Origin of the sequence: Brevundimonas sp. G8 (genome assembly GCF_902506205.1) — a bacterium.
Lineage (GTDB): Bacteria > Pseudomonadota > Alphaproteobacteria > Caulobacterales > Caulobacteraceae > Brevundimonas.
Genome location: NZ_LR732816.1, coordinates 1,676,928 through 1,703,610, shown reverse-complemented (window position 1 = coordinate 1,703,610; position 26,683 = coordinate 1,676,928). Strand labels below are relative to the sequence as shown.

Genomic DNA, 26,683 nt, shown 5'->3' with positions numbered 1-26,683 from the left:
GCCCGCGAACGGACCGCCCTTCGTCGTTTCAGTCTGTCGTTCGCTTAGAACTGATAGCGAACGCCGACCTTGATTTGCCACACAGAGTTCGTGCCGAAGGTGGCCGGGCTGCGGGTCGTGAAGGTGTTGTAGTTGTACTGGGTTGCGGTCCGCGTCGCATCGACGTTGGCCGAGGTGTACGGGAAGCCGATCTGCTGGATCGAACCCCATTCGTCGTTCAACAGGTTACCGAGGTTCTCGATATCCATATAGCCGATCAGCTTGGCGCCGCCGGGGAAGAAGGCCGGCAGTTCCTGCTCGATATGCATGTCGACCGTGGTGACATAAGGCGACTTGAAGGCGTTACGCGGCGAGATTTCACCGGCGTAATCGATCAGGCCCGTGCGCTTCAGGAAGTCGTTGAAGTTGGCGACGTTGAAGTTGGCGCCATAGTTGACGAGCGGATCACTGGTCGCCGTGACGTTACCCGACGAGTCGGTCTTTGGGACATAGAGCAGTTGGCGGAAGGTCGTGACGTATTCGCCGAACTGGTTCGCCGGGCTGGTGCTGAACGTATAGCTGAACGGCAGGCCCGAACGGCGCTGGGCGAACATGCCGATACGCGTGCGGTAATCGCCGAAGAAGGCGCGCGAATAGCTGACGGACAGCTTCAGGGCGTGCTCGATCTCGTAGTTCGAGTCGGCCAGCGTCGGGTCGTTGGCGTCGAACAGAGCATTGTTGCCGAAGCTGGAGCTGGCCGTCGATGACGAGCCCGGCGAACGATCCGTGCTGTCCAGGTAGGTGTAGGACAGGTTGAAGCCTGCACCATTCAGCCAGCCGTCGTACCAATCCTTGCCCAGACCGATGGCGAACTGATCCGTCTTGCCGCCATCGAAGTTGGTCATCATCAGCACGTTCTGACCACGACGAACCGGGTTGGGACCGTAGACCGGACGACCATCAGGCGCGGTGCCGGTGACGGTCTTGGCCATGGACAGATCGACCCAACCCACGGCGTCCTGCAGTTCCGAGTGGACGTATTCGGCCGTCACGTTCCAGCCTTCACCCAGGTTGAAGCGGCTCAGGTCGAACGCCTTGGTCGCGCCGAGCGAAGCCTTCCAGATCGAGGGCGTCTTGAAGGTCGGGTCGATCAGGTTGATGTTGCCCGTGCCCAGGTTGGCGCTGGTAGTGACCGCAGTCTGGGCCACCGGCTTGACGACCAGACCGTCCACATTCGCCAGAGCGGCTTGCTGAGCGGCATTACAGACAGCAAAGCCGCCTGCGAACTGCGAGTTATAGGCCTGACCGTTGACCTGGTTCGAGGTCTTGCACTGGAACGAGCCGATCAGGTTGCCGGGGTTCGAGTAGGAGTTCGAAATCCAGACGTTGGGCGAACCACCCTGGAAGCGACCGAAGCCGCCATAGACGGTGACATCCCAAGGTGCGCGCCAGTTGAAGCCGAAGCGCGGCTGAAGAATGCCGATACCATCCAGGTTGGTGTCGTTGCCGAAACCGAAGCGATCAACGAAGGCTTGGTTCAGCTTCGGCTTGTCGTCCGACGTGTAGAGGTCATAGCGCAGGCCGGCCGTGATCGTCAGGTTCGGCGTCGCCGTCCATTCGTCCTGGAAGTAGAAGCTGTTCTGCGCATAGCTGAACGAGGCGGCACCATCGGCCTTGTTGTTCGTTGCGGCGTTGGAATAGCCGATCGAAGACGCTTGACGGTTCTGGAAGTCCGCAATCGACGCGAACTCGTACTCGCCGTTGGCGACCTGAACGAACAGGTTGAAGATGTCCTGCTCTTCACGTTCCACGCCTACCGTGAAGCGGTGACCGAAGCCGGCGTCGTACTTGCCGACGAAGCGATACTGGGTCGTGTCCACCGTCAGCGCATTGGCGGCACGCGAGCGTTCCGGTCCGAAACGGATCGAGCGGCGCGTGCCGCTTTGCGCGCCGTAGGGCGAGTCGAGATAGATCTGCATGGCGGCGAAGTCGTTGCCGGCCAGGCCCTGCGAAATGTTCTCGACTTCCTTGCGGGTGTACGAGAACTCGGTCGAGAAGCGATCCGTCCAGTCCGAGAACAGCTGAACCTTGTAGGCCGTCAGATCGGTGACGATCTGATAGGCCGATGACAGCAGGCCAACCGACAGGTTCGTACCGCTGGTCGTCGTGTTGTTTAGACGCAGGTCGCTGCCTTGGGTCTGCTGGTACGACACCACCGCACGGTGACGGTCGTTGATGTTCCAGTCGAGCTTGGCGAAGTATTTTTCGTCGAAGGTCTCAAGCGCGCCGGCGCGCCAGTCGAGGGGATCGTAACCGTAGACGGTTTGGGCGATCTGACGGACCTGATCGATCTGGGCCTGGGTGATGCCGGCGGCTTCGTTCGGCAGACCGGCGCCTTCAGGACCGGACAGGACCGGCGTGGCGCTGTCGAACTTCTCGTAGTTCAGCAGGAAGAACAGGCGATCCTTGATGATCGGACCGCTGAGGGTCGCGCCCCAGGTCTTTTCTTCGAACTCGCCGACGACCGAGCGATTTTGGCGCTGGCCGGTGACGAAATCTTCGTAGCTGAAGGTCTCGCCGCGCATGTCCTGGTCGGTCTTCTCGTAGAAGACCTCGCCGTGGAAGTCATTGCCGCCCGACTTGGTGACCGAGTTGACCACGCCGCCGGTGAAGGAGCCGTATTGAACGCCGTACGGGGCGACATCGACGCTGACGGCCTGGATCACCGAACGCGAGATCGGCGTGCTGAGGGTCGGATAGCCGTTCTGGTTCAGTCCGAAATCGTCGTTTTGGCGTACGCCGTCGATCAGGATGGCATTGAAGCGCGTGTTCTGGCCGCCGATGGACAGGGCGTCGAAGTTAGACGGATCGGTTGTCGCGAACGGGGTGGTGCGGACGATGTCCTTGATGGGCGGGCTGATCACCATGGCGCTGACGGCGATCCGGCCCAAGGCGGTGGTCGCGGCGATCCTGAATGACATTGGCCCGGAAGTCGCGCCCGAGGGGCTAGCGCGCATCGCCGCCTATAGCGGCCAGCCGGTCGAGATCGGGTCGTGGGCCGATGCGGCGGCCTATGCGAAGCGGATCAATGCGGTCGCCTTTCCTCATTATTCGGATGCGGACTGGGACGCTTTCGCGCGGCGCATCTTCCGCCAGCAGCCCGACGGCGAGATCGGGCTGGACTACGATCCCGACATCGCCGTGCCGATCCGGGCGGCGGGGGCCAAGGCGCTGGTTCCGAACCTGTGGCCCATGTTCCGGCGGCTGGCGCGGAAGAAGCCGACCCTGCTGGTGCGCGGCGCCAACTCGGATCTGCTGAGCGCCGACATCGCCGGGCGGATGAAGAAGGCCGCCCCGGCCATGGCCTATGTCGAGGTTCCCGGCGTCGGCCACGCGCCGATGCTGGACGAACCGGAGGCCAAGGCGGCGATCTTCGAGTTTCTATCCGAAGTCGATTAGTCCTTGGTCGGATCGACCCGCGACGCATCCCCATAGGTCAGGGCCAGGAAGACGTCTTCCAGGTCCGGGTCTTCGGTGGTGATGTCGGCGATGGTGACGCCGGCGGCGCGGACGGCGTTGATGACCTGTTCCACCGACGACTGGCCCTTCTTGTAGGCCACGGCGAAGGCGCCGCCCGGTCGCGCGGTGACCTCGAAGCCGGCCAGGACCGGCGGCGTCGTCTGCGGTATCTCCGGCGTCACCACCACGTTGCGGCTGTCCAGGCGGCGCAGCAGTTGCGGCGTCGGTTCGCAGGCCACGACCTCGCCCCGGTTGACGATGGCGATGGTGTCGCAAAGCTCCTGAGCTTCTTCTAGGTAGTGGGTGGTCAGAACGATCGTGACCCCCTCCTCGTTGATGCGGCGGACATAGGCCCACAGCTGGCGACGGAGTTCCACGTCCACACCGGCGGTCGGTTCGTCCAGAATCAGGATCGGCGGATTGTGGACCAGGGCCTTGGCCACCATCAGGCGACGTTTCATGCCGCCGGACAGGGCGCGGACATAGGCGTTGGCCTTGTCCGACAGGCCCAGCGCCGCCAGCAGTTCGTCCGAGCGACGCTCGTTCTTGGGCACGCCATAGAAACCGGCCTGGACCTCCAGCGATTCGCGCGGGGTGAAGAAGACGTCGGCGACGATCTCCTGCGGCACGACGCCCAAAGCGGCGGCGGCGTCGCGCGGCTCCTTGTCGATGTCGCGGCCCCAGATTTTCACCGACCCTTCGGACTTCTTCACCACCCCGGCCAGGATGTTGATCAGGGTCGACTTGCCCGCGCCGTTTGGGCCGAGCAGGCCGAAGACCGAGCCGCGCGGAATGACCAGATCGACGCCGCGCAGGGCCGTCTTGGGCGCGGCCTTCTTGGACCCGGCATAGGTCTTCTTCAGCCCGTGCACCTCGATGGCGTTGTCGGGCAGGGCGGGGGTCTCTGACATGATCGGCTATTCACTCGGGCGGGACGGCGAGCGGCATAGGTAGGGCGCGCGGCCGCATTCGCCAACCTGTCCCACATAGAGGCTTTCGACAAGCGTGCCTGTCTTTGTGTCAACGGTGCTTGACGAACGTGCGTGTGGTGTCTAGCTTGCTTGTCATAAAGACAACCGAACTTGATGGAGATCGCTTTGACCACCGTTCAGAAATCCAAGACGCCCCTGACCCGCACCCGCCTGATCGGCTTCGTCGCCATGGGCGTCTGCGCCATCGGCTATATCGGCGGGGGACTGGCGCTGTTGGCGGGCAAGACCGATCAGATCGAAATGACGCATGCGGCCATCGCCGGCGCCGCCTTGCTGCTCATTGGCGAAATCGGTCTGTGGGTCGGCGCCGCCTGTCTGGGTCTGACGCTGTTCAAGAAGCGCAAGGCGATGCTGAACCGCCTTCTGGGCCGTCGCCCGGCGGCGCCCACTGAGGTTTGACCTTCGGGGCCGGTCCGCCTAGGAAGCCCGCAAGCCTTCCACACCGGACCGCATCATGCCCCCCCGCCATTCCGACGCCATCATCCCGCCGCCCGAAGAGATCGTGGTCTCAACCAAGCGCGTGGCCTGCGACGGCGGCGGCGGGGCGCTGGGTCACCCGCTGGTCTATATGGACATGGGCGAGGACGACTTCATCGAATGCGGCTATTGCGACCGGCGTTTCGTCCTGTCGGCCCATCCGCATGACGAGAACGAATATCTGAGCCCGGCGGCCCGCGCGCCCGAGGCCCACTGAGCCCGAGTCCCACTGAGGTCGTAACCTCAGTTCAGTCGCAGTGTGACGGCGCCTGGGTCTATAGAGCGCTGACACCCCGTTCGGACGGAGACGAGCCTTGCGCTATCTGCACACCATGGTCCGGGTAAAGGACATCGACGCCTCGCTGCATTTCTACTGCGACCTCTTGGGTTTGCAGGAGGTGCGGCGCACCGAGAATGAGGCGGGGCGGTTCACCCTGGTCTTCCTCGCCGCTCCCAAGAACCTGGCGCAGTCGGCGGCGGAACGCTGTCCCGAGGTGGAGCTGACCTTCAACTGGGACCCGGAAGAGTATCAGGGCGGCCGCAACTTCGGCCATCTGGCCTACAAGGTCGACGACATCTACGCCGCCTGCCAGACGCTGATGGACGGCGGGGTGACGATCAACCGCCCGCCACGCGACGGCAACATGGCCTTTGTGCGCTCGCCCGACGGCATCTCCATCGAACTGCTTCAGGAAGGCGCGCCGCTGGCGCCGGCCGAGCCCTGGGTCTCGATGCCCAATACCGGGGCATGGTGATGCGCGCGGGGCGGGGGCTGTCGCTGACTTTGGCGGCCCTGACCTTGACCCTGTCGGCCTGCGCCTCAACTACCGAGAGCAACACCGGCCGCACGGCGACGGAACAGCTGCTGCTGGCGCGCGCCTCGGACAAGGCGATCGAGGGTATGGTCCTGCCCTTGCCGCTGGGGGCCTCGGTCTTCGTCGACGACGCCTATTTCCAGGGCGAAGGCACGCGTTACGCCGTCAGCGCCATTCGCGGCGCGATCTCGGATGCGGGCTTCAGCCTGGCGCGCAACAAGGACGAGGCGAACGCGGTGTTCGAGATCCGCGCCGGCGCCCTGTCGCTGGAACAGATGCGACGCGTCTTCGGCATTCCCGAGATGCGCATCCCGATCAACGAGACTTTCAACGTCGTCTCCCTGCCCGAACTGTCGGTCTACAGCCATCGCGACCGGGTCGGCGTCGCCGAGTTTTCGGGCTTCCTCTACGAGGCCAAGACGGGCGCGCCGCTGGGCGCCGTCGTGCCGATGATCGGCACCTATCGCATTCGCAGCCACAAGGCCTTCATGGTGGTGTCCTGGGGCCAACAGCAGGCCCAGCCCGGCCGGCGCGACCCCGGATCGAGCTGGACCGAGTTCTGACCTCCGTTCGCGTCCGGCCAACAAGGGATCAATGCCATGACCGATGACGCCACGATCGCAATCATCCTGGTCTCGGTTCTTGCGCCGGTCCTGATCGTCGCGGGTGTCGGCTTTCTGATCTGGCGCAAGCTGGGGCCGGTCAAGCTGACCGATGCTGTGCGGGGTCAACTGCTAGTCGTCGCCGTCAGTCAACCGCCGGAAGCGGGCGTGGCGTCCTCGAACTATGTCCTGGACGGCGTGCTCTCTGGGCCTGGCGTCGAAGGTCTGGCGGTGCATGGCCCCGGCTTTGCGCGCGCATCCAAATGGCCGTCGCCCGGCCAGACCTTGCCTGTCGTGTTCGAACGCGCAGACCCCGCCCGATTCAACATTCTGTGGCGCGAGATCGAGACGGGGGCGGTCGCGGGCCGAAAGGCCGCGTTGATGATGGCGGAACGCATGGCCGGCCGAGGCGAAAACACTATCGATGTGACCGGCGCGACGCGTCAGGGCGCGGAACGACACGATGGTCTGCGGCGAGAAGGCCGCCGGGGGCAAGCCACGGTGTCCGCCGTGGACGCCAAACTAAAAGACGATGGCTCCAGCTTCGCCGCACTGGGCCTGCGTGTCACGCCCGACGATGGAGAACCCGCCTATGATACCGGCCTGACCATCGAATTCCGGCCTGAGTCCGTCGCCCGGAGGGACTTCTTCTGTCGGGTCGGCGCAACCTTCCCAGTGCTGATCGATGCGCGTGAAAAGCTGACGGTCATGCCGGATCTGGCGCACCTGCCCGAAGGTTTGTAGCCGCCGGCTGCGATCCAGACATGACGGCGGCGAGGGCGCATCCTATGTTCGCCCCATGTCCGACGCCTCCACCGAACTTCCCGCCGCCGATACCGACCAGGCCGAACGTCCCCTGACACAGGACGGCCCCGCGCTGCGGCTGTGGATGATCGACGCCTCGGCCTACATTTTCCGCGCCTATCACGCCCTGCCGCCGCTGACGCGCAAGTCGGACGGCCTGCCGGTCGGGGCGGTCCAGGGCTACTGCAACATGTTGTGGAAACTGCTCCAGGACATGAAGGGGGCGGATGGTCCGACGCATCTGGTCGCCATCTTCGACCATTCGGAAAAGACGTTCCGCAACACCCTGTACGACCAGTACAAGGCCCACCGCCCGCCGCCGCCCGAGGATCTGATCCCCCAGTTTCCGCTGGTGCGCGAGGCGACGGCGGCGTTCGGCGTCCATTGCGTCGAACTGCCCGGCTATGAGGCCGACGACCTGATCGCCACCTACGCCTGCAAGGCGCGCGATGCGGGTGGCGAGGCGGTGATCGTCTCGTCCGACAAGGACCTGATGCAGCTGATCGGCGGCGGCGTCGTGATGTGGGACCCGATGAAGGATCGGCGTCTGGCCGAGGCCGAGGTGTTCGAGAAGTTCGGCGTCGGCCCGGAGAAGATGGTCGATCTGCAGGCCCTGATCGGCGACAGCGTCGACAACGTGCCTGGCGCGCCGGGCATCGGGCCGAAGACGGCGGCCCAGCTGCTGGACGAATACGGCGACCTGGACACCCTGCTGGCCCGCGCCGGCGAGATCAAACAGCCCAAGCGGCGCGAGACCCTGATCGCCTTCGCCGACCAGATCCGCTTGTCGCGCGAACTGGTGCGCCTGACGTGCGATGCGCCGGCGCCCGAGTTGATCGACGACTTCGCCGTGCGCGATCCCGATCCCGAAATCCTGTCGGCCTTCCTGGAGACGATGGAGTTCCGCTCGCTTCAGCGCCGTGTCGGAGACGGCAAGGCCGGCCCCAGCGACGTCTCCGCCTTTGCGCCCAAGCGCGCGCCGAACCTGAACGCCCCCGTCGCCACGCCGCGTTACGGGCAGGTCGTGGAAGGCCCGGCGGAGGTCCAGACCTTCGACCACGCCGCCTATGAATGCGTCCAGACCGAAGAGGCGCTGGATCGGTGGATCGCGCGGGCGACCGAAGCCGGCGTCGTCGGTTTCGACACCGAGACCGACGCCCTGTCGGCGACCCATGCGGGCCTGTGCGGCGTGTCGCTGGCGGTGGGGCCGAACGAGGCCTGCTACATCCCCCTGACGCACGAGCACGAGCCGCAGGCGAACGACGGCGGCCTTTTCGGTGAACCGGAAGAGGCGCGCGAGCCGATCCATCAACTGGACAAGCCCGCCACCCTGGCGAAACTGAAGGCGCTGTTGGAAGACCCGTCGGTTCTGAAGGTGTTGCAGAACGCCAAATACGACATCGCCGTCATGGCGCGCCGCGGCATTCGCGTCGCGCCTTATGACGACACCATGCTGATCTCCTACGTTTTGGAGGGCGGACTGCACGGGCATGGCATGGACGAGCTGTCGCGCCTGCACCTGGGCCACGAGCCGATCCCGTTCAAGCGGGTGGCGGGGACCGGCAAGAGCCAGAAATCCTTCAAGCATGTCGCCCTGAAACCGGCGGCGGAATATGCGGCAGAGGATGCGGACGTGACGCTGCGGCTCTGGCGTGTCCTCAAGCCCCGACTGGCGCGCGAGGGACTGTCCACCGTCTATGAGACGCTGGAGCGCGGCATGCCCACGGTGCTGGCGGACATGGAGTTGAACGGCGTCAGCATCGATCCTGACCGGTTGAAGCGGTTGTCCAGCGAGTTCGGCCTGCGCATGGCCGAACTGGAGGCCCAGGCCCACGAGATCGCCGGCCGCCCCTTCAACATCGGCTCGCCGCGCCAGATCGGCGAGATCCTGTTCGGCGAGCTGAACCTGCCGGGCGGCAAGAAGACCGCCTCGGGCCAATGGGGCACGGACGCCAGCGTGCTGGAGGAACTAGCGCTCAGTCACGATCTGCCGCGCGTCTTGCTGGACTGGCGCCAGCTGTCCAAGCTGAAGGGCACCTATACCGACGCCCTGACCGCCGCCGCCGATCCCAAGACCGACCGCGTCCACACCAGCTATCAACTGGCCGCCGCCACCACGGGCCGTCTGGCGTCCAGCGATCCCAATCTTCAGAACATCCCGATCCGCACCGAGACCGGCCGCGAGATCCGCCAGGCCTTCATCGCCGCGCCCGGTAATGTCCTGATCAGCGCCGACTACAGCCAGATCGAGCTGCGCCTGCTTGCCCATATCGGCGACATTCCCGAGCTGAAGCGCGCCTTCAAGGCGGGGCTGGACATTCACGCCGCCACGGCTTCGGAGATGTTCGGCGTCCCTGTCGAGGGAATGCCCTCCGAGACCCGTCGCCGCGCCAAGGCCATCAACTTCGGCATCGTCTACGGCATTTCGGCCTTCGGCCTGGCCAACCAGCTGGGCATCGATCAGGGCGAGGCCGGGGCCTATATCAAGACCTATTTCGAACGCTTCCCCGGCATTCGCGCCTATATGGACAAGACCAAGGCCGAGGTGCGCCAGTCGGGCTTCGTCTCGACCGTCTTCGGCCGCCGTATCCATATTCCCGCCATCCATTCGAAGTCGGGCGCCGAACGCCAGTTCGGCGAGCGCGCCGCCATCAACGCCCCGATCCAGGGCGCGGCCGCCGATATCATCCGCCGCGCCATGATCCGCATGCCCGCCGCCCTGACCGAGGCCGGCCTTTCCACGCGCATGTTGCTCCAGGTCCACGACGAACTGGTGTTCGAGGCGCCGGAGGCCGAAGCCGACCGCGCCATCGTCATCATCAAGCAGGTGATGGAGAATGCGTCGGACCCGGCCGTCGCCCTGACCGTGCCGCTGGTGGTGGATGCGCGCGCGGCGTCGAACTGGGACGCCGCGCACTGAACGGGCGCTAAGCGGGCGTGCTTCCTTCCAGCTCCTTGATCCGCTTTTCGATCTGATCTGATAGTTGGTAGATGTCCGTCAGGTCGCCGATCAGGTGCCGGGTTTCGCCCTTCTCTGCGAAGGTGCCGAGATACTTCTTGGTGACGCCGTTGAAATGCAGGCGCGCGATGGTCTTGCGGTTGTTGTCGTCCAGCAAGATCGCGCAATAGGATTGGGCGTCGCGCATGACGATGCGCTTGGGCTTCACCAGTTTCGAGGCGATGGCCTGGATGATGTGGAAGCCGGAAACCTCGTCCTCGGTGGTCACGATCATTTCCGGGTCGCTAGGCGGAGCCTCGTCCTGATCGGTCATTGAAGGGCCGGTGGCGTTGAGGGCGGTGGACAGGCGTTCGTTGACCTTGTCACGGATGATCGAGGAGAAGGTGGCCACGACCATCTTACCGAAGTTCTCGCGCACCTGCGCGGTGACGCGGCCCTCATGGACGCGGGCGGCCATCATGCGCACGAACTCTTCCGACGGTTCAGCCATCTCCTTTTCCAACTCCTTTCGGAGCAAAGACTGGAGCTTGAGCAGCCCTGCTTCCTGAACGATCTTTTCGATGTCAAAAGAGAGTTTGGTGAACTTCTCCACCGTGCGGCCGTCGGTCGGTTTCAGCGCATCCATGCTGAAGGTGAAGAACGGCTTGTCGTCCATCTTGTTGGTGGCTTCGACGTCCGAGTAGAATTGATAGACAACGCCGTTGGTCAGGATGGCGAGGCGCGCGTCCGTGACCGAGAAATAGCGGAACAACTGGCTGGCGTGGTTGAGGTTCAGCGCCACATTGCTGGGCTTGCATTCGACCAGGATGCGAACCTTGCCGCCGTCGCAGATGGCGTAATCGACCTTCTCGCCCTTCTTGGTGCCGACGTCGGCCGTATATTCCGGGATCACCTCCGACGGATTGAACACGTCGTAACCGAGAGCCTGGATGAAGGGCATGACCAAAGCCGTCTTGGCGGCCTCTTCGGTCAGCAACACCTCGCGGTGTTCCATCGTCCGTTTTTGAAGTTCGGCGAGTTTCGTTTGAATGTCCAAGGCTTCCCCCAATGCTGATTGCTAAGCTAGTCGGCAACCATTGAGAGAGTCTGTATATCTTAAAACGAGCGTTCGGTCGTCGCTAAGCTGCGATCATGCCGATGTCGTCGGGGACTTCGCCGCGGCCCAGAAGGCCGGTTTCGAAGTCCATGAAGATGTCCATCAGCTCTTCGACGTTCACCGGCGCGGCGCCGGGGCCGAAGCGGAAGCGCCAGTAGCTGACGATGTGCTGTACGGCGCCCAGCTGGTCGCCCAGCTTGGCGAACATCGAGGGGGCGTCCAGCAGGAAGTCCCGGAAGGCGGTGGGGCGGCCCTCTTGCGTCAGCTTGGCGTAGGCGTCGTCATAGACGCGAAGGGTTCGGCTGACCTCGTCGCAGGTCTTGATGATGCGGCCGCGCAGGACGTCGCGGCTTCGGGCCAGATATTCCTTGGCGGCGCGGTCGATCTTGCCGACGGGCTTGATGGTGCGCACGGCCTCGGCGACGCCGGCGACCTCGCCCAGCAGGGCGGCCAGCGTCCACTTGTAATAGAGGAAGCCCTTCCAGCAGAAGACACCCTCCTGATACTGCTCCGGCGCCAGACGCAGGGTCAGGCGCAGGGCGTCGAGTTGGTCTCCGGGCGTGTTGGACAGGATCTTGGACGCCATCCGCCCCGCCGAATCGGAGTTCACAGCGACCGTGTCCGGGCCCAGGCTGAGGGTCACCAGCGGCTCGATCTCGCTGCGGACGAAGGCCAGCATGCGCTGAAGATCGCTGTCGCTGATCGAGAAATAGCAGGGCGAGGGGTCCAGGCCGCCGCGTCGCAACTGCTCGCGCAGCAGGAAGGGGTCCAGCGACGGCAGTTTGTCGATCAGGCGCAGGGTCTCGATGTCGGGATGGGTGGCGGCGACGCCGAAGGCCTCCATCATCATCCGCTCGAAGCCGATCTGGTTGACGAAGACGTAGCGGCCGCCGGTCTTCAGGTCCGCATCGTCGATGGGGATGACGACCTTGGTCGCGACCTGGCGGCGGCCGGTGAACAGGTCGGTCTCGTTGCGACGCAGGCGGTGCTTGATGATAAGGGCGCGGTTCAGGGCCGAGGTGCGAAAGATCGGACGCGCGGCCCAGTCGGGGTTGCGCACGGCGCCGTCGGCGGCGCTGTCGCCGTTTTCTTCCCACACGCGCAGCAGGTTCAGCACGCGGGCGGTGGAGGCGGAGCTCTTGAGATGTTCGAGATTGCGGACGGCGCGATCGGTCATGTCGTGCAGATTGCACCGGCAATCGTGACCAATGGCTTAGCTCGGCGCAAAAAAGAACGGGGGTCGCCGAAGCGACCCCCGCCTGATGGCTTCGGATTCAAGGATCAGAAGGCCGCGGTCACCGAGATCCAGAGGCGGCGCGGCTCCTGATTGTTGGCGAACTCGGGCGCATAGACGACCGGGCTGCCATAGGGCAGCAGGCTGACGAAGTCCTTGTCGAACAGGTTGTAGACCACGGCATTGACCGTCAGATTATCGTCGATGCGATAGGCGCCGCCGAGGTGGAACAGGCTGTAGGCGTCATAGTCGCCCAGCGCCGTCTGGGCGTCGCCGGCCCCGCGATAGCGCGCCGAACGGTATTCGCCCCGCAGCCACAGGTTCATCCGGTCGGTGGCGTTCCAGCGCAGGTTGGCGTTGACCATGTGTTCGGGCGTGTCGGTCAGGGGCTGGCCGGCCGCGGCGCCTGACTTCTGCTCGCTGTCGGTGAAGGTGTAGTTGCCCTGAAGCGTCCAGGCGTCGTTGAAGCGGTAACGCGCCGTGGCCTCGACCCCCTGCGTGACCGCCTCGTCGATATTGATGCTCTGACCGAAGGTGGGGACGGTCGATATATAGGCCGTATAGAAGCCCACGTCGAAACAGCCCGACGTGTTGTAGCCGCCGGCCGCGTACTGGGCAGGGGTCAGGCCGAACAGGCAATTGGCGATGGGCACGCCGGTGGCGATCTTGTCGTCGAACTGGTTGTGGAAGACGGTGATGCCAGCGCGCAGGCGGTAATGGTCGTCATACAGAACCGCGAACTCGGTCGAGGTCGAGGTTTCCGGCATCAGACCCGGGCTGCCCAGCAAGGGCAGGCGGCCTTGTGCGCCGAAGCCGTTGATGCCCGAGGCCAGCTGTTCCAGGCGCGGGGTCTTGAAGCCCTGGCTGACGCCGCCCTTGACGGTCCACACATCGGTCGGATTCCACACCAGATAGGCGCGCGGGCTAAAGTGAGAGCCGAAGGTCGAGTGATCGTCGTGACGCGCCCCCACCGTCAGGGCCAGGGTGTCGGTGAAGCGCCATTCGTCCTCGGCGAAGACGGCCCATTGGGTGTGGTTGAACGTGCCCGACACCACGCCGTCCGTCATCTCGGCTTCCCAATGTTGGCCGCCGACGGTGAAGGTGTGATTGCGCCATTGCGAGAACAGTTTGGTGTCGAAGATGCGGTTCTCGCTCTCCAGGTCGCGCGGGCTGCCGGCGCCGGCGACGCCGTTGGGGATGATCCGGCCCTTGGTCTCGGTCGTGGCGATCGAATAGTTGGATTCCAATGTGCCGAACGGCAGGCGCCAGTTATGGGCGATGGCGACTTGGTCGCGATTGAACTCCAGGAACTTGTCATAGCCGCCGGCGGTGGTGGCGGTGCCCATCTGGCCTTTGGAGTTGTCGTACCACTGGCGGCCGACGTCGGCGTCGATCCACAGGTCGTGGTCGGCGTGCAGGTTGAAGGCCAGACGGGCGCCGGCGGACCAGATTTCGTTGGCGGTGGAACTGCGCCCGAAGCCTGTGACCGGGGTTTCCGCGCCCGCGACGTTTTCGAATGTCAGGCGCGATTGTTCGCGTTCCGAACGCGAGCCGCGGATCGACAGTCCGACCCGGTCCTTGATCAGAGGTCCGGCCAGATAGACATCGCCGCCGCGGATCGGACCGAACTCATCATCGCCCTGTATCGTGTAATGGGCGCTGGCCGAGCCGTGCCATTCGTCGCCGATTTTGCGGGTGATGATGTTGACCACGCCGCCCATGGCGTCGGAGCCGTAGAGGGTGGAGACGGGGCCGCGCACGACCTCGACCCGTTCGATGGCCGAGATGGGGGGCAGGAAGCTGTTGGACGTCTCGCCGAACCCATTGGGCGTAACGCTGCCGGCCGTGTTCTGGCGGCGGCCGTCGATCAGGATCAGGGTGTAGTCTGACCCCATGCCCCGGATGTTGATGGTCTGGCCACCTGTCTTGCCGACGGCGGCCCCGGTATCGACGCCTTCGACATTATTCAGGATTTCGGCGAGGGAAACGGCACGCACCTCTTCGATCTCGGCGCGGGGAATGACGCTGATCGAGGCGGGGGCCTGGTTGATGCGCTGTTCAAAGCCTGAGGCGGTGACGACGATCTCGCCCAGCTCGGCCGTCTGCGTCGCCTGTCCGGCCGTGACCGGTTGCACGGTCTCCGCCAGTGCGGCGCCCGAGGTCAGGCCGAAAGCGCAGGATGCGCCGGCCAACAGGCGAGCGCGGGTCGAGAAGATCATGATCGGAATAGCCCCTGATATTTGCGAGCGCCTCTCAACAGCATTCGCAATCACAGTCCAAGGGGGGTGCGCCCATCGGTCGCAAGCGGCGCCGTATCGTGACGGGGCAGTCGGCGAGCGCCGCTGGCGTGTGATGGCGATCCGGGTCTAGAACGACGGCATGCAGATCTTCGACATCCTGATTATCGTCGCCATCGCCGCCGTGACGATCACCCTGGGCTTTGGCCTCTATTCTCTGTTCCGGGGCGGGGACTATGCGCGGACCAACTCCAACAAGCTGATGCGGCTGAGGGTCGGGCTGCAGGCGCTGGCCGTCATCCTGCTGGTCGTCGGCATGATGTGGAAGGCGGCGAAGGGGGCCTGACCATGGTGACGCTGAACAAGATCTACACCCGGACCGGTGACGAGGGCCGCACGCGGCTGGCGTCAGGCGCACCGGTGTCCAAGACAAACATCCGCGTCGAGGCCTATGGCGCCGTCGATGAGTTGAACGCCGTGATCGGCGTCGCCCGTCTTAACAGCGGTCAGAACGACCGCATCGACGCCATGCTGGGCCGCATCCAGAACGAGCTGTTCGACCTGGGCGCCGACCTGGCCACGCCGCTGGATCCGCCGCCAGCCTGGGAGGCCTTGCGGATCATCGACACCCAGGTGGCGCGGCTGGAGCAGGAAATCGACTGGATGAACGAGAGCCTCAAGGCGCTCGACAGCTTCATCCTGCCGGGCGGCGCGCCGCTGTCGGCGCATCTGCATGTCGCGCGCACGGTCTGCCGCCGGGCGGAACGCGACGCCGTGCGACTGGTCGAAAGCGGCGAGGCGGTGAATGTCGAGGCGGTCAAATATCTGAACCGCCTGTCGGACCATCTGTTCGTCGCCGCACGACGCGCCAATGCCAACGGCGCCAGCGACATCAAGTGGAAGCCGGGCGCGACCCGCTAAACTATGCCGCCGGCCGCGCGGCTGCCAGGGCCGCCTTCTGGCGCTGAACTTCGGCGGCGCGGGCGCGATCCTCGGCGGCGAGTTCCTGTTCGATGCGGACCAGTTCGCGATTCTTCTCGGCCGAGGCTTCCTCACGCGAGACGCCATTGGGGCGGCCTGTGATCTGGGCGATCGAGATGGGTTGTGCGCAGATGCGGCTATCCATGTCGTACCATTTGCCAGCCGCTTCGCATCGCTTGCCCGGCGCGACCCAATAGTCCTGCAGGATGAAAATCCCCACGATGGCGACGCCGAACAGGCCAAAGAAAATCATCGCCAGGCGGGGAAAGGTCAGGAAACGCTTCATCTCGTAGTCCGTTAGGGAGGGGTCGCTGCCACAGCTTGACCCCGCGTTACGTTGACAGGCCTTCGCGACCGCTCCATGTCCTGCCCTCACATTCAGGCGATTTCACGGATAGACCCATGAAGGTACTCGTCCCCGTCAAACGGGTGATCGACTATAACGTCAAGGCCCGCGTGAAGGCGGACCAGTCAGGCGTCGATCTGGCCAACGTCAAGATGAGCATGAATCCCTTCGACGAGATCGCCGTCGAAGAGGCGGTTCGTCTGAAGGAAGGCAAGGAACACCACGCCGCCGGCACCGCGACCGAGATCGTTGTGGTCTCCATCGGCGTGACCCAGGCCCAGGAAACCATCCGTACCGCCCTGGCCATGGGCGCGGACCGGGGTCTGTTGATCCAGTCGGATACGGACCTTGAGCCGCTGGCGGTCGCCAAGCTGCTGAAGGCGGTGGTCGAGGAAGAAAAACCCGACCTGATCCTGATGGGCAAACAGTCTATCGACGGCGACAACAATGCGGTGGGCCAGATGCTGGCCGCCCTGCTGGACTGGCCCCAGGCGACCTTCGCCGGCAAGCTGGTGATCGATGCAGGCAAGGCGACTGTGACGCGCGAGGTCGATGGCGGCCTGCAGACGCTCTCGGCGGACCTGCCGGCCGTGGTGACGGTGGACCTGCGGCTGAACACGCCGCGCTATGCGTCGCTGCCGAACATCATGAAGGCCAAGAAGAAGGAGATCGCCGTCAAGGCGGTCGCCGATTACGGCGTCGATGTCGCCGACCGTCTGAAGGTCCTGAAGGTCACCGAGCCGCCCAAGCGGTCGGCCGGCGTCAAGGTCGCCGATGCGGCCGAACTGGTTTCCAAACTCAAGTCTGCGGGAGCGCTGTAATATGGCTGTCCTCGTTATCGCCGATCACGACGGTTCGACCGTTCGCGACACCACAAACAAGACCGTGACCGCCGCGCTCGGCCTGTCGTCCGACGTGGACGTTCTAGTCGTGGGGCAGGGGGCGCAAGCCGCAGCTGACGCCGCGTCCAAGATTGCCGGGGTCCGCAAGGTGCTGCTGGCCGAGAGCGCCGGTTTGGGCCACGGCTTGGCCGAGGCGGTCGAGGCGACGGTGGTTCCGTTGGCCGCCGGCTACGACGCCATCCTGACCCCAGCATCGACGGACGGCAAGAACTTTGCTCCCCGCATCGCCGCCAAGCTGGACGTCGCCCCAATCTCGGACATCGTCGAAGTGGTTTCGGCCGATACTTTCGTGCGCCCGATCTACGCCGGCAACGCGCTGGAAACGATCCAGTCGGCCGACGCCAAGAAGGTCATCACCGTACGTCCGACGGCCTTCGCCGCCGCCGCTGAGGGCGGTTCCGCCTCGGTCGAGAGCGTCGCCGGCGCCGATGCGCCCAAGACGACCTTCGTCTCGGAAGAAATGGTCAAGTCGGACCGCCCGGAACTGGGCGCCGCCAAGATCATCGTCTCCGGTGGTCGCGCTCTGGGCTCGGCGGACGAATTCCACGCCGTGATGGAGCCGCTGGCCGACAAGCTGGGCGCCGCCATCGGCGCCTCGCGTGCAGCGGTCGACGCGGGCTATGCGCCGAACGACTATCAGGTCGGCCAGACCGGCAAGGTGGTGGCGCCGGCGCTGTATATCGCCATCGGCATCTCGGGCGCGATTCAGCACCTGGCGGGGATGAAGGATTCCAAGACGATCGTCGCCATCAACAAGGACCCGGACGCCCCGATCTTCCAGGTCGCGGACTATGGCCTGGTCGGCGATTACAAGACCGTGGTGCCGGAACTGATGACGGCCCTGGGCTAAGTCTGGGTTAGACCCCAAACGCAGAGGGCGCGGCTTCGAAAGGAGCCGCGCCCTTTTTCTTGCCCGTAGGAGATCGGATGGCGAACCTGCCCATAAGGCTGCAGCCCGGCGCGGCGGTGGATCGCATCGAGGGCTGGGAGGCGGACGTAGAAGGACGGCGCGTGCTCAAGGTGCGCGTCCGCGCTCGTCCCATAGATGGAGAGGCCAATGACGCCCTGATCCGGCTGTTGGCCAAGAGCCTTGGCGTGTCGAAGTCTTCGGTGACCGTGACACGCGGCGGCCAGTCGCGGTCGAAGATCGTTGTCGTCGACGGCCTGGATGACGAAACGCTGAACGCGCGAATCGCTGGAATCCTGTCCGGCGAATGAGAGCGACCCATTTCGGTGATTGGCGCGTTCTCCATCCAAGCCGGAGAACAGACCCATGACCACGGATGCCCGTATCCTTCACGCCCGTAGCGGCGTCGTCCTCGAACAGAGGGGCGAAGACTACGCCATCTCAAGTCTGCGCCTGTCGGAGCCGTTGATCTTCACAGATCTCTCCGAGGCGCAGCTGGCGTTCGACAATGAGGTCGCCGCCTCCGAGCAGGATGCGGAGCTGATGTCCCGCCTGGGCGGAGCCTGAAGCAGCCCGTCAGCCGCGAGTCTCCGCACTTACATTGCGGGTTGAGGCTGGTGGCTCATGATCGTCGATCATGAGTCTTTGAGAAACTTTCCCCCAACAGTCAGAATCCGCTTGCTGACAAATCAGCCCATACGTATAGAGCCGCCTCGCTCGGAAACGGGCCGGCCGACGGGGCCGCGGGGGTGTAAATCTCCAAGGCCCCACGGAAGGAGGAGTTGAAAAACTTCTTGCTTTCATCGGTTGGTTTCACTAGGTTCCGCGCTCCAATCGAATCGCCGACGGGTTTTAAGAGGTAAGCCTCGCTTTCCTCCGGTGGTTTCTTGCGGGGGGAGGCGGGGGCGGCGGTGCGTCTTCGGCGCCGAAGCTGTAGCGCAGACCCAGGGTCACGGTGTGCGACTGATCGTAGTCGCCGTCCCATTCGCCGAACTGCGTCGCGCCGACCGTCGTCGAGGCGAAGCCAGCGTCGCCCGTCAGGTAGCGGTAGGTCAGGTCGATGTTGGTGCGGTCGCCCACGGCCCAGGCCAGACCGGCGATCGCCTGAGCGGCGAACTTGGTCGAGTCGTCATCAGCCGTAAAGGTCGCGGCGCGGTTGGCGCGCAGGTTGCCCGTCAGGTCCGTCTTGACGCGATTCACACCGGCGCCGAGGCCGACGAACGGACGGATGCCCCAGGCTTCGTAACCGAAGTCATAGATGACATTCGCCATCAGGGTGACGGATTCGATATCGCCTTCAGGGGAGAAGCAACCGCCCGTCGCCGGGGTGAAGTTGCAAAGGCCCTGCGTACCGGAAACGGCGCGAACCGTGCCGACGTCGCCCGAGCGGTAGCCGCCTTCGAGTTCCGCACGCCAGTTTGGGTTGAAGCGATAGCCGAGACGGGCGAACGCCGCCCAGCCGTCATTCACTTCATAGTTCCAGTTGGCGCCGGTCGTCGACGACTCGGCGTTGATGTCGTCGATCATATGGTAACCGGCGTCGATCGCCCCGTACCAACCATTGGGTTCTGCCGATGCGGCCCCGGCTGCGAACAGCCCGGCTGCGGCGACAGAGGCGAGAAGTTTGAGCTTCATAGCTTCCTCACTGTGTGAATTGCGCGAAGCTGCGCGTTGGCACAGCGTTCCCGAGCCGAACGGCATGGCTGGCGTCCGGTTCCGCTCTCGGATTAGGATTGTGACGACTGTGGCGCCGTTTCAACACATTGGGCGCCAGCGAAAGGGAACGATTATGGCGATGCGGTTCGACGGACAGGTGGCGATCGTGACGGGCGCGGGCGGCGGACTGGGGCGCGAGCATGCTCTGGCGCTGGCGGCGCGGGGGGCCAAGGTGGTGGTCAACGACCTGGGCGGCGCGCGCGACGGCTCGGGCGGCTCGGCCAGCGCCGCAGAAGCCGTCGTGGCGGAAATCCAGGGGGCAGGCGGCGAGGCCATCGCCAACGCCGCCTCCGTCACCGACTTCGCGGCGGTTCAATCGATGGTCGATCAGGCGATGGCGAAATGGGGCCGGATCGACATCCTGGTGAACAACGCCGGCGTCCTGCGCGACAAAAGCTTCGCCAAGATGGAGATCGAGGATTTCCGCTTCGTCGTCGACGTNGGCTCGGCCAGCGCCGCAGAAGCCGTCGTGGCGGAAATCCAGGGGGCAGGCGGCGAGGCCATCGCCAACGCCGCCTCCGTCACCGACTTCGCGGCGGTTCAATCGATGGTCGATCAGGCGATGGCGAAATGGGGCCGGATCGACATCCTGGTGAACAACGCCGGCGTCCTGCGCGACAAAAGCTTCGCCAAGATGGAGATCGAGGATTTCCGCTTCGTCGTCGACGTTCACCTGATGGGGGCCGTCAACTGCACCAAGGCGGTGTGGGAGATCATGCGGGGTCAGAACTATGGCCGCATCGTGATGACCACCTCGTCGTCCGGCCTGTACGGCAACTTCGGCCAGTCGAACTATGGCGCGGCCAAGATGGCCCTGGTCGGTCTGATGCAGTCCCTGTCGATCGAGGGGGCCAAGAACGACATTCGCGTCAACTGCCTGGCGCCCACCGCCCACACCCGCATGACCGAGGACCTGGGCGCGGCCTTGCCGCTGGAGGCCTTGTCACCTGCCCTGGTGACGCCGGGTCTTCTGTATCTGGTCAGCCGGGACGCCCCCAGCCGCGCCATCCTGGCCGCCGGCGCCGGCGGGTTCGAGCGCGCCTATGTCACCTTGACGCAAGGAGCGTTCGTCACCGGCGAGGATGCGCCCGAACAGGTCGCCGCCCGCTTCGACGGACGCCCCCAGCCGCGCCATCCTGGCCGCCGGCGCCGGCGGGTTCGAGCGCGCCTATGTCACCTTGACGCAAGGAGCGTTCGTCACCGGCGAGGATGCGCCCGAACAGGTCGCCGCCCGCTTCGACGCCATCTCGGACCGCGCCGGCGAGATCGTGCCGGAGATGGGCGCCGCCCAAGGCATGATCGAACTGACAAAGGCGCAGAAGGCGCACGACGTTTAAGCGTAAAGGCGCCTTGCGTTGACGCGACGTGAGGCGCCTAACTTCGCTTCAGAGGAAATCGGCCTCAGCAGCGCGAACGCGCGATAGGCCAAACAAAATGGGGCTCAAGTAGCCCGAAGGGCGATAGCCCCAGGAGGAAAGCTCATGCGCGAAGCCGTCATCGTCTCCACCGCCCGCACGCCCATCGGCCGGGCCTATCGTGGGGCCTTCAACGACACCCAGGCCCAGCAGTTGGGAGCCCATGCGGTGAAGCACGCGGTTCAGCGCGCCAACGTCGATCCGGCCGAGATCGAGGACGTCGTCATGGGCGCGGCCCTGCAGCAGGGCTCGACAGGCACGAACGTGGCGCGTCAGATCGCCCTGGCCGCCGGCCTGCCGTCGTCGGTTCCCGGCATGAGCCTGGACCGTCAATGCGCCTCGGGCCTGATGGGCATCGCCACAGCGGCCAAACAAGTGGTGTTCGACCAGCAGAAGATTGCGGTCGGCGGCGGGCTGGAAAGCATCTCCCTGGTCCAGAACCAGCACATGAACCTGTACCGCGGCAAGGACGAGGCCCTGCTGAAGCTGGCGCCGCATATGTATATGTCGATGCTGGAGACGGCCGAGGTCGTGGCCCGGCGCTACAATATCGACCGCGACCGCCAGGACGAATATGCCCTCCAGTCCCAACAGCGCACGGCGGCGGCGCAGGAGGCGGGCCGTTTCGACGCCGAGATCGTGCCGATGACCACATCCATGCTGGTCACGGACAAAGCGACCGGCGAGACCTCATCCAAGGATGTGACCCTGTCGAAGGACGAGGGCAACCGGCCCGAAACCACCCTGGAGGGCCTGAAGTCGCTGAAGCCCGTGTTCGGCTCCGGCGAGGAAATCCAGCAGGGCGAATTCATCACCGCCGGCAACGCCTCGCAACTGTCGGACGGCGCCTCGGCCTGCGTGATCATGGAGGCGGGCGAGGCGGTGAAGCGCAATCTTCAGCCGCTGGGCGTCTATCGCGGCATGGCGGTCGCCGGCTGCGAGCCGGACGAAATGGGCATCGGCCCGGTCTATGCCGTGCCCAAACTGCTGAAGCGCCACGGCCTGACGGTGGACGACATCGGCATCTGGGAGCTGAACGAGGCCTTCGCCGTCCAGGTCCTGTATTGCGCTGAAACCCTCGGCATTCCGATGGACCGACTGAACGTCTCGGGCGGCGCCATCTCCATCGGCCACCCCTACGGCATGTCCGGCGCCCGCATGACCGGCCACGTCCTGATCGAAGGCAAGCGCCGCGGCGCCAAATACGGCGTCGTCACCATGTGCATCGGCGGCGGCATGGGCGCGGCGGGCCTGTTCGAGATCTACTGAGGCTCCCGTCTCCTCCCTGTCGCGCAGCGAGGGGGAGGAGACGCGGCGCTTATCCAGCGCCGTGACGGAGGGGTTCTTCACCGCCTCACAGACGCCTGTGGGACTTCAAGAGCCCCTCCACCACGCTACGCGCGGTCCCCCTCCCCACAAGTGGGGAGGAGACGGTTTAAACCCGCTCGCTGATCTTGATCGCCGCCTTGCAGCCGACCTTGATGACGCCGCTCAACAGCCGATAGGCCGGCGCCTCGCGGCTTCCGTGCTCGATGGCGTGGTCGTGGTGCGCCAGTTCCTCGTCGCGGAACTGTTTCAGCTCGGCGGCAAGAGCCGGGTCGCGGTCGCCGATCTCGGCGATCTGATCGGCATAGTGTTTCTCGATCACGCTCTCGACCGCCTCGGTGCAGGCGTGCGCCGCCTTTTCGCCCATCAGGGCCGTGCCGGCGCCCAAGGCCGAGGCCGCGATCCGCCACAGAGGCGTCATCACTGTGGGCCGCACCTGCCGATCGTTCAGCAGCCGGTCGAAGCGCGCCAGATGCACCGCCTCCTGGTCCTGCATCTCGCCCAGGTCGCGGGCGATCTCGCCCCTGCCCTTGCGGCCTTCGAACACCGCTTTCTGGGCGCGATAGATCAGGACGGCGGCGTATTCTCCGGCGTGATCGACCCGCAGGATCTCGTCCATCCGCGCCTTGTCAGCGCCGCGTCCAGGACGAGGAAGAGGAATGGAGCCGCTCATGTCAGGTCAGGCCTTCTCGATACGGGGGGCGCGAGCGTCCTTGGGGCGTTTGGCGGCCAGCAGGCTGAACACCGCAAGCGCCGAGGCGACGAGGGCGTTCCATCCGGCCATCGACAGGCCCAGCCAGCTCCAGGCCACGTCGCCGCAGCCGATCACCTTGACCACCGGCCCTGTGCCCATGGCCAGCGCCGTCAGACTGTTCAGATCGACCGAACCGCCGACCGACGAACAGGTCGCGGGCAAGGCCCACCATTTGTATTCCCCGCCCATGTGGAAGATGGCCGTCACGGCCCCGGTGGCGAAGACGGCGGCCAGCAGGAAGGCCGCGATGCGAGGGGTTCCCCGCCGGCTGCCGCTGATCAGGGTCCAGGCCGTAGCGACCGCCGCCACCACGACGGCGCCCCAATAGGCCTCACGCTGTTTGAGGCACAGGTTGCAGGGCTCAAGCCCGCCGAACCGCTGAAACGCATGGGCCGCACCCAGCATCGCCAGCGACGCGGCCAGGGCGAAGGCGGTCCACCAACGGGTCAGAAGGCGATAGGCGTCGATCATTGCGAAAAGTCTTACCCCTCCCCAGGCCTTACGTCGACTTACAGAAGCTTCACGGCGACGATGAGTCCGACCAGAGCCACGAGGCCGATGACGCTCCACAGCGCCAGCCGCTTTTCCACCTGCGCCAGCATGGCCTGACCCCAGCGTTTCAGGATCCACGCCTCCAGGAAGAACCGCCCGCCGCGCGTCACCACCGACGCGGCCATGAAGACCGGAAAGCTGAACGCCGCCAGGCCCGAGGCGATGGTCACCAGCTTGTAGGGGATCGGGGTCAGCCCCTTGATCAGAATGACCCACAGCCCCCACTGATCGAACCAGGCGCGAAATTGCGCCAGCCCGTCCGAATGACCCAGCAGCCGCATCATCGCCAGGCCCAGATCGGTCAGGAAATAGCCGATCACGTAGCCCAGTATCCCGCCCAGCACCGAGGCGACGGTGCAGACGGCGGCGTAGAAATAGGCCCGCTCCGGCCGCGCCAGGATCATCGGCGCCAGCATCACGTCGGGCGGAATGGGAAAGAACGAACTCTCGGCGAAGGAGACCACGGCCAGGGCCTTCGTCGCATGGCGGCTGCGCGCCAGATCGAAGACACGGTCGTAAAGCTGGCGAAGCATGGTGATCCTTAGAGGGGCCGCAGGGCGGACTGGCGCGTTACCACCCCTGTGGCGTTCCGTCATCCTCGGCGGTCGCCGCCACCTGCTAGAGCGCATTTCATGACCACCCCTGCCTCTCCTCCCTCGCCCGCCTCGCAGCAGGATGACGTCAGCCACAACGTCACCCGCCTCTTGCGGCGGCTGGCGGACGACGGCGGCGAAACCGGCCTGACCCTGCACGAGATTCGCGACCGTCTGGACGAGCGCGCCTATGGGCTGCTGATCCTGCTGCTCTCCATCCCCTGCCTGGTCCCGGGCCTTTACGGCGTGCCGCAAGTCGTCGGACTGATCGTCATCCTGCTGGCGGGCCAGATGCTGGTCGGGCGCGAGGAGCCGTGGCTGCCGCGCTGGTTCCTGAACCTGAGGTGCAAGGGCGTCTGGCTAAAGGCCATGGCCGATTTCGCCGAGTCGAAACTGGGCTGGATCCACCGGCTGTCGCGCCCCCGCCTGCGCCGGTTCGCCGACGGACCGGGCGAGAAGCTGGCGGCCGTCTTCATGATCCTGGCCACCCTGACCATCGTCATGCCCCTGACCAACACCATCCCGTCGGTGGCCCTCGCCCTGCTGTCAGTCGGCCTGATCCAGCGCGACGGCCTGTTCGTCATCGCCGGCGCCGCCGTCACCACCGTCTGGCTAACGATTCTTGGCGCCTTGGGAGCCGGCCTGCTGATGGGCGCAGAATGGGCGACGCGCTGGCTGCCGGGCTGACTTCGCTTTAACGATTTCGCCGTCAAATCGCCCCACTTCGTCGCGCCAGTATGCTCACGCTTAGTTGTCGGAGCCGGATTGCATGACCTCGAACCTGATTGGCGTGTTGGCCGCTTTGAGCCTAGCCATTGGAACGGCCGCCTCCGCGCTATCTCAGGCCCAGCAGGCCGCGACCATTGAGGCCCGCACCGCCGCCGGCGGCGTCGCCGTGACCTGGCGGCTGGCCCAGCCGACCACCGAGGTCGCCTTCCTGGACCCCGCCATCATCCGCAATCTGTGGACAGTGACGACGCCCGGCCTGACCTTGGCGGACGGCGTGGTCAAGTCCGACCGGCCCTTCGACACTTTTCAGATTCTGATCGCCCCCGACGCGGCCGAGGTGGACCGTGTCTATATGGGCCTGACGCGCGTCGGCGCGGGCCACGTCCTTTATGGCCCCGGCCTGGAGTTGAAGGGCATGGACGCCGAACTGACCGCCCAACCCGTCGCTGGCGAAACCACCCTGCCTCAGGCCGATGCGATCAAGGGTTACGCCTATATCGGCCCCGAGGCGGCGGTGACGCGCAGGGACGGCGGGGCGGTCGTGACCGGCGCCTCGGTTCCCGCATCCTTGTCGAAGCTGATGGGCGACGGCTTCCTGGCGGCTCAGGCCTTCTATGGCGCCAGGCTGGGCCGCGACCTGCCCTACCAACCCGTCCTGATCGTCACGACCGACAGCCCCGGCCCGACGACCTTTCGTGGCGATGTGACCGACACCGGCGTCATCTCCACACGCTTTTTCGGCACGTCCTGGGACGCACCGGCCGAGGACGTGGCCGGTCCCCTTTCGACCTTCGTCTGGCACGAGACCTTCCACCTGTGGAACGGCCACGGCCTCACGCTGAAGGACGGCGACAGCGCGCCTTGGCTGCACGAGGGCGGGGCGGAATACGGCGCCCTGGTCGCCGCCGCCTCGTCCGGCGTCATAGACGAAGCCCAAGCGAGATCGTCCCTGGCCCGGCGGCTGAACGGTTGCCGTGCGACGCTCAAGGATCGCGACTACGATCCTCGGCGGCTGCAATCCGGCTCCAGCGTCTATGACTGCGGCGTATTGATCCAGTGGATCGCCGATCTGGAGGTGCGTCGGGCCTCCGATGGTCGACGAGATATCTTGGATCTGTGGAAGACGATGCTGGACGCTAGGCGCGCGGGAGACGGCTATGGCGTGGCGGACTTCCGCGCCCTTCTGCCCGCCGACAGCGGCGCGAACATTCTGTTGGACGCCCCCGGCGCGGACCGCTGGACGGGGATCGAGGCGCGACTGACGGCCCTAGGTGTCTCCCTGGTGGATCAGCCCGGCCGGGGCGACTATCGCCGCGCCGCCTTGGTCCACCTGAACGCCCAGAACTGCACAGGGGGCGGCACAGGCTTCTATCAGGTTCGCGAGGGCATCCAGCTGGACACCACCGACAAATGCGGCGTGCTGTCGGGCTCCCCGGTCCTGGCCAGTATCGAGGATCACGATCCCTACGCCGACGCCGAAGCCATGTTCGTCGCAATTCAAACCCGCTGCGTCGAAGGACTGCCGGTCCGCTATCGCTTCCAGGACGGCCAGGCGGTCGAGGCCGTCTGCAAGGCCCCGCTGGCTCAGCCCAAGGCCTGGGTCGTCACGGCAGCCCCGGCCCTGACGACGCGCGCAACCTGACCAGCCCCAGACCAAGCGCGGCCTTAAGATGTCCAAGAATTAACAAGCGTCCGACCGGCACAGCGTGAATGGTGGCTTGATCGACCGGCGGTCGATCTTCCCTCTT

General features: G+C 65.2%; 26 protein-coding genes and 2 pseudogenes. 18 read left to right on the top strand and 10 right to left on the bottom strand.

Annotated features, from left to right (window positions below; genetic code table 11):
- Positions 1–44 precede the first annotated feature (44 nt).
- Complete coding sequence (locus tag CHRYSEO8AT_RS08315) at positions 45–2,906, bottom strand: TonB-dependent siderophore receptor (protein ID WP_236547475.1); 2,862 nt, start codon at positions 2,904–2,906, stop codon at positions 45–47.
- Between CHRYSEO8AT_RS08315 and CHRYSEO8AT_RS08310 the strand changes: the two genes are divergently transcribed.
- Positions 2,887–3,438 (top strand): alpha/beta hydrolase, encoded by a 552-nt coding sequence (locus CHRYSEO8AT_RS08310; RefSeq protein WP_236547474.1) that lies wholly within the window; start codon positions 2,887–2,889, stop codon positions 3,436–3,438. The genes CHRYSEO8AT_RS08315 and CHRYSEO8AT_RS08310 overlap by 20 nt on opposite strands.
- Here the strand turns inward: CHRYSEO8AT_RS08310 and CHRYSEO8AT_RS08305 are convergent.
- Complete coding sequence (locus CHRYSEO8AT_RS08305; RefSeq protein WP_159848969.1) at positions 3,435–4,409, bottom strand: ABC transporter ATP-binding protein; 975 nt, start codon at positions 4,407–4,409, stop codon at positions 3,435–3,437. The genes CHRYSEO8AT_RS08310 and CHRYSEO8AT_RS08305 overlap by 4 nt on opposite strands.
- 186 nt (positions 4,410–4,595) lie before the next feature.
- Between CHRYSEO8AT_RS08305 and CHRYSEO8AT_RS08300 the strand changes: the two genes are divergently transcribed.
- From CHRYSEO8AT_RS08300 to polA, 6 genes are all read left to right on the top strand, one after another.
- On the top strand, positions 4,596–4,889 hold the full coding sequence (locus CHRYSEO8AT_RS08300; RefSeq protein ID WP_201304382.1) for a hypothetical protein: 294 nt from the start codon (positions 4,596–4,598) through the stop codon (positions 4,887–4,889).
- A gap of 55 nt (positions 4,890–4,944) precedes the next feature.
- Entirely contained in the window at positions 4,945–5,184 is a 240-nt protein-coding gene (locus CHRYSEO8AT_RS08295) for a zinc-finger domain-containing protein (protein WP_159848963.1), read from the top strand.
- A 97-nt stretch (positions 5,185–5,281) separates the two neighbouring features.
- Entirely contained in the window at positions 5,282–5,722 is a 441-nt protein-coding gene (locus CHRYSEO8AT_RS08290) for a VOC family protein (RefSeq protein WP_135194347.1), read from the top strand.
- Complete coding sequence (locus CHRYSEO8AT_RS08285) at positions 5,716–6,345, top strand: DUF6655 family protein (protein ID WP_159848960.1); 630 nt, start codon at positions 5,716–5,718, stop codon at positions 6,343–6,345. The genes CHRYSEO8AT_RS08290 and CHRYSEO8AT_RS08285 overlap by 7 nt, the downstream gene beginning before the upstream one ends.
- 36 nt (positions 6,346–6,381) lie before the next feature.
- Entirely contained in the window at positions 6,382–7,128 is a 747-nt protein-coding gene (locus tag CHRYSEO8AT_RS08280; protein WP_159848957.1) for a hypothetical protein, read from the top strand.
- Between the two features lie 55 nt (positions 7,129–7,183).
- Positions 7,184–10,108 carry a DNA polymerase I gene (gene polA / locus CHRYSEO8AT_RS08275; protein ID WP_159848954.1) on the top strand — a complete coding sequence of 975 codons (2,925 nt, stop codon included), beginning with the start codon at positions 7,184–7,186 and terminating at the stop codon, positions 10,106–10,108.
- A 7-nt stretch (positions 10,109–10,115) separates the two neighbouring features.
- Here the strand turns inward: polA and CHRYSEO8AT_RS08270 are convergent, their stop codons facing one another.
- The 3 genes from CHRYSEO8AT_RS08270 to CHRYSEO8AT_RS08260 form a co-directional block, all read right to left on the bottom strand.
- Positions 10,116–11,141: a type I restriction enzyme HsdR N-terminal domain-containing protein gene (locus CHRYSEO8AT_RS08270; protein ID WP_236547473.1), complete on the bottom strand. Its 1,026-nt coding sequence runs from the start codon at positions 11,139–11,141 to the stop codon at positions 10,116–10,118.
- Between the two features lie 124 nt (positions 11,142–11,265).
- Positions 11,266–12,420, bottom strand: coding sequence for a hypothetical protein (locus tag CHRYSEO8AT_RS08265; protein ID WP_159848948.1), 1,155 nt, complete (start codon positions 12,418–12,420; stop codon positions 11,266–11,268).
- Positions 12,421–12,524: 104 nt separating this feature from the next.
- Positions 12,525–14,696, bottom strand: coding sequence for a TonB-dependent receptor domain-containing protein (locus CHRYSEO8AT_RS08260; protein ID WP_201304381.1), 2,172 nt, complete (start codon positions 14,694–14,696; stop codon positions 12,525–12,527).
- A gap of 160 nt (positions 14,697–14,856) precedes the next feature.
- Between CHRYSEO8AT_RS08260 and CHRYSEO8AT_RS08255 the strand changes: the two genes are divergently transcribed.
- Positions 14,857–15,060: a twin transmembrane helix small protein gene (locus tag CHRYSEO8AT_RS08255; protein WP_159848945.1), complete on the top strand. Its 204-nt coding sequence runs from the start codon at positions 14,857–14,859 to the stop codon at positions 15,058–15,060.
- 2 nt (positions 15,061–15,062) lie between these two features.
- Positions 15,063–15,635 carry a cob(I)yrinic acid a,c-diamide adenosyltransferase gene (locus tag CHRYSEO8AT_RS08250; RefSeq protein ID WP_159848942.1) on the top strand — a complete coding sequence of 191 codons (573 nt, stop codon included), beginning with the start codon at positions 15,063–15,065 and terminating at the stop codon, positions 15,633–15,635.
- Position 15,636: 1 nt separating this feature from the next.
- Here CHRYSEO8AT_RS08250 and CHRYSEO8AT_RS08245 read toward each other — a convergent pair whose 3' ends face one another.
- Complete coding sequence (locus CHRYSEO8AT_RS08245) at positions 15,637–15,981, bottom strand: hypothetical protein (protein ID WP_159848939.1); 345 nt, start codon at positions 15,979–15,981, stop codon at positions 15,637–15,639.
- Positions 15,982–16,097: 116 nt separating this feature from the next.
- Here CHRYSEO8AT_RS08245 and CHRYSEO8AT_RS08240 point away from each other — a divergent pair, with 116 nt between their 5' ends.
- The 4 genes from CHRYSEO8AT_RS08240 (at position 16,098) to CHRYSEO8AT_RS08225 (ending at position 18,417) form a co-directional block, all read left to right on the top strand.
- Entirely contained in the window at positions 16,098–16,862 is a 765-nt protein-coding gene (locus CHRYSEO8AT_RS08240) for an electron transfer flavoprotein subunit beta/FixA family protein (protein WP_159848936.1), read from the top strand.
- A 1-nt stretch (position 16,863) separates the two neighbouring features.
- Positions 16,864–17,793, top strand: coding sequence for an electron transfer flavoprotein subunit alpha/FixB family protein (locus CHRYSEO8AT_RS08235; RefSeq protein WP_159848933.1), 930 nt, complete (start codon positions 16,864–16,866; stop codon positions 17,791–17,793).
- 77 nt (positions 17,794–17,870) lie between these two features.
- Positions 17,871–18,161, top strand: a complete 291-nt coding sequence (locus CHRYSEO8AT_RS08230) for a DUF167 domain-containing protein (protein WP_159848930.1) — start codon at positions 17,871–17,873, stop codon at positions 18,159–18,161.
- 55 nt (positions 18,162–18,216) lie between these two features.
- Positions 18,217–18,417 carry a hypothetical protein gene (locus tag CHRYSEO8AT_RS08225; RefSeq protein WP_159848927.1) on the top strand — a complete coding sequence of 67 codons (201 nt, stop codon included), beginning with the start codon at positions 18,217–18,219 and terminating at the stop codon, positions 18,415–18,417.
- Positions 18,418–18,702: 285 nt separating this feature from the next.
- Here CHRYSEO8AT_RS08225 and CHRYSEO8AT_RS08220 read toward each other — a convergent pair whose 3' ends face one another.
- On the bottom strand, positions 18,703–19,551 hold the full coding sequence (locus CHRYSEO8AT_RS08220; RefSeq protein ID WP_236547472.1) for an outer membrane protein: 849 nt from the start codon (positions 19,549–19,551) through the stop codon (positions 18,703–18,705).
- Positions 19,552–19,636: 85 nt separating this feature from the next.
- Here CHRYSEO8AT_RS08220 and CHRYSEO8AT_RS16125 point away from each other — a divergent pair.
- The 3 genes and pseudogenes from CHRYSEO8AT_RS16125 to CHRYSEO8AT_RS08210 form a co-directional block, all read left to right on the top strand.
- Positions 19,637–20,007: pseudogene (locus CHRYSEO8AT_RS16125) on the top strand (SDR family NAD(P)-dependent oxidoreductase); the annotation flags it as partial.
- A 1-nt stretch (position 20,008) separates the two neighbouring features.
- Positions 20,009–20,903 (top strand): annotated as a pseudogene (locus CHRYSEO8AT_RS08215) (SDR family NAD(P)-dependent oxidoreductase); the annotation flags it as partial.
- A 144-nt stretch (positions 20,904–21,047) separates the two neighbouring features.
- Positions 21,048–22,250 (top strand): acetyl-CoA C-acyltransferase, encoded by a 1,203-nt coding sequence (locus tag CHRYSEO8AT_RS08210; protein WP_159848924.1) that lies wholly within the window; start codon positions 21,048–21,050, stop codon positions 22,248–22,250.
- Between the two features lie 166 nt (positions 22,251–22,416).
- Here CHRYSEO8AT_RS08210 and CHRYSEO8AT_RS08205 read toward each other — a convergent pair whose 3' ends face one another.
- Genes CHRYSEO8AT_RS08205 through CHRYSEO8AT_RS08195 form a run of 3 tightly spaced genes read right to left on the bottom strand, consistent with a single transcriptional unit; the run spans position 22,417 to position 24,146 of the window.
- Positions 22,417–22,980: a demethoxyubiquinone hydroxylase family protein gene (locus tag CHRYSEO8AT_RS08205; protein WP_159848921.1), complete on the bottom strand. Its 564-nt coding sequence runs from the start codon at positions 22,978–22,980 to the stop codon at positions 22,417–22,419.
- 6 nt (positions 22,981–22,986) lie between these two features.
- Positions 22,987–23,532 (bottom strand): disulfide bond formation protein B, encoded by a 546-nt coding sequence (locus CHRYSEO8AT_RS08200; RefSeq protein WP_159848918.1) that lies wholly within the window; start codon positions 23,530–23,532, stop codon positions 22,987–22,989.
- 38 nt (positions 23,533–23,570) lie between these two features.
- Entirely contained in the window at positions 23,571–24,146 is a 576-nt protein-coding gene (locus CHRYSEO8AT_RS08195) for a YqaA family protein (RefSeq protein ID WP_159848915.1), read from the bottom strand.
- Positions 24,147–24,245: 99 nt separating this feature from the next.
- On the opposite strand from CHRYSEO8AT_RS08195, the gene CHRYSEO8AT_RS08190 reads away from it, so the two are divergent.
- Together CHRYSEO8AT_RS08190 and CHRYSEO8AT_RS08185 are read left to right on the top strand one after the other, a co-directional pair.
- Positions 24,246–24,893: an exopolysaccharide biosynthesis protein gene (locus CHRYSEO8AT_RS08190; protein ID WP_159848912.1), complete on the top strand. Its 648-nt coding sequence runs from the start codon at positions 24,246–24,248 to the stop codon at positions 24,891–24,893.
- A gap of 82 nt (positions 24,894–24,975) precedes the next feature.
- Positions 24,976–26,577 carry a hypothetical protein gene (locus CHRYSEO8AT_RS08185; protein WP_159848909.1) on the top strand — a complete coding sequence of 534 codons (1,602 nt, stop codon included), beginning with the start codon at positions 24,976–24,978 and terminating at the stop codon, positions 26,575–26,577.
- Positions 26,578–26,683 lie beyond the last annotated feature (106 nt).

What these genes read in the sequence shown, in the direction of transcription:
- CHRYSEO8AT_RS08310 (WP_236547474.1), top strand. Translation starts at nt 2,887, where the DNA reads ATGGGCGGGCTGATCACCATGGCGCTGACGGCGATCCGGCCCAAGGCG.
- CHRYSEO8AT_RS08315 (WP_236547475.1), bottom strand. Translation starts at nt 2,906, where the DNA reads ATGGTGATCAGCCCGCCCATCAAGGACATCGTCCGCACCACCCCGTTC.
- CHRYSEO8AT_RS08305 (WP_159848969.1), bottom strand. Translation starts at nt 4,409, where the DNA reads ATGTCAGAGACCCCCGCCCTGCCCGACAACGCCATCGAGGTGCACGGG.
- CHRYSEO8AT_RS08295 (WP_159848963.1), top strand. Translation starts at nt 4,945, where the DNA reads ATGCCCCCCCGCCATTCCGACGCCATCATCCCGCCGCCCGAAGAGATC.
- CHRYSEO8AT_RS08285 (WP_159848960.1), top strand. Translation starts at nt 5,716, where the DNA reads ATGGTGATGCGCGCGGGGCGGGGGCTGTCGCTGACTTTGGCGGCCCTG.
- CHRYSEO8AT_RS08280 (WP_159848957.1), top strand. Translation starts at nt 6,382, where the DNA reads ATGACCGATGACGCCACGATCGCAATCATCCTGGTCTCGGTTCTTGCG.
- polA (WP_159848954.1), top strand. Translation starts at nt 7,184, where the DNA reads ATGTCCGACGCCTCCACCGAACTTCCCGCCGCCGATACCGACCAGGCC.
- CHRYSEO8AT_RS08270 (WP_236547473.1), bottom strand. Translation starts at nt 11,141, where the DNA reads ATGGAACACCGCGAGGTGTTGCTGACCGAAGAGGCCGCCAAGACGGCT.
- CHRYSEO8AT_RS08265 (WP_159848948.1), bottom strand. Translation starts at nt 12,420, where the DNA reads ATGACCGATCGCGCCGTCCGCAATCTCGAACATCTCAAGAGCTCCGCC.
- CHRYSEO8AT_RS08260 (WP_201304381.1), bottom strand. Translation starts at nt 14,696, where the DNA reads ATGATCTTCTCGACCCGCGCTCGCCTGTTGGCCGGCGCATCCTGCGCT.
- CHRYSEO8AT_RS08255 (WP_159848945.1), top strand. Translation starts at nt 14,857, where the DNA reads ATGCAGATCTTCGACATCCTGATTATCGTCGCCATCGCCGCCGTGACG.
- CHRYSEO8AT_RS08250 (WP_159848942.1), top strand. Translation starts at nt 15,063, where the DNA reads ATGGTGACGCTGAACAAGATCTACACCCGGACCGGTGACGAGGGCCGC.
- CHRYSEO8AT_RS08245 (WP_159848939.1), bottom strand. Translation starts at nt 15,981, where the DNA reads ATGAAGCGTTTCCTGACCTTTCCCCGCCTGGCGATGATTTTCTTTGGC.
- CHRYSEO8AT_RS08240 (WP_159848936.1), top strand. Translation starts at nt 16,098, where the DNA reads ATGAAGGTACTCGTCCCCGTCAAACGGGTGATCGACTATAACGTCAAG.
- CHRYSEO8AT_RS08235 (WP_159848933.1), top strand. Translation starts at nt 16,864, where the DNA reads ATGGCTGTCCTCGTTATCGCCGATCACGACGGTTCGACCGTTCGCGAC.
- CHRYSEO8AT_RS08230 (WP_159848930.1), top strand. Translation starts at nt 17,871, where the DNA reads ATGGCGAACCTGCCCATAAGGCTGCAGCCCGGCGCGGCGGTGGATCGC.
- CHRYSEO8AT_RS08225 (WP_159848927.1), top strand. Translation starts at nt 18,217, where the DNA reads ATGACCACGGATGCCCGTATCCTTCACGCCCGTAGCGGCGTCGTCCTC.
- CHRYSEO8AT_RS08220 (WP_236547472.1), bottom strand. Translation starts at nt 19,551, where the DNA reads ATGCCGTTCGGCTCGGGAACGCTGTGCCAACGCGCAGCTTCGCGCAAT.
- CHRYSEO8AT_RS08210 (WP_159848924.1), top strand. Translation starts at nt 21,048, where the DNA reads ATGCGCGAAGCCGTCATCGTCTCCACCGCCCGCACGCCCATCGGCCGG.
- CHRYSEO8AT_RS08205 (WP_159848921.1), bottom strand. Translation starts at nt 22,980, where the DNA reads ATGAGCGGCTCCATTCCTCTTCCTCGTCCTGGACGCGGCGCTGACAAG.
- CHRYSEO8AT_RS08200 (WP_159848918.1), bottom strand. Translation starts at nt 23,532, where the DNA reads ATGATCGACGCCTATCGCCTTCTGACCCGTTGGTGGACCGCCTTCGCC.
- CHRYSEO8AT_RS08195 (WP_159848915.1), bottom strand. Translation starts at nt 24,146, where the DNA reads ATGCTTCGCCAGCTTTACGACCGTGTCTTCGATCTGGCGCGCAGCCGC.
- CHRYSEO8AT_RS08190 (WP_159848912.1), top strand. Translation starts at nt 24,246, where the DNA reads ATGACCACCCCTGCCTCTCCTCCCTCGCCCGCCTCGCAGCAGGATGAC.
- CHRYSEO8AT_RS08185 (WP_159848909.1), top strand. Translation starts at nt 24,976, where the DNA reads ATGACCTCGAACCTGATTGGCGTGTTGGCCGCTTTGAGCCTAGCCATT.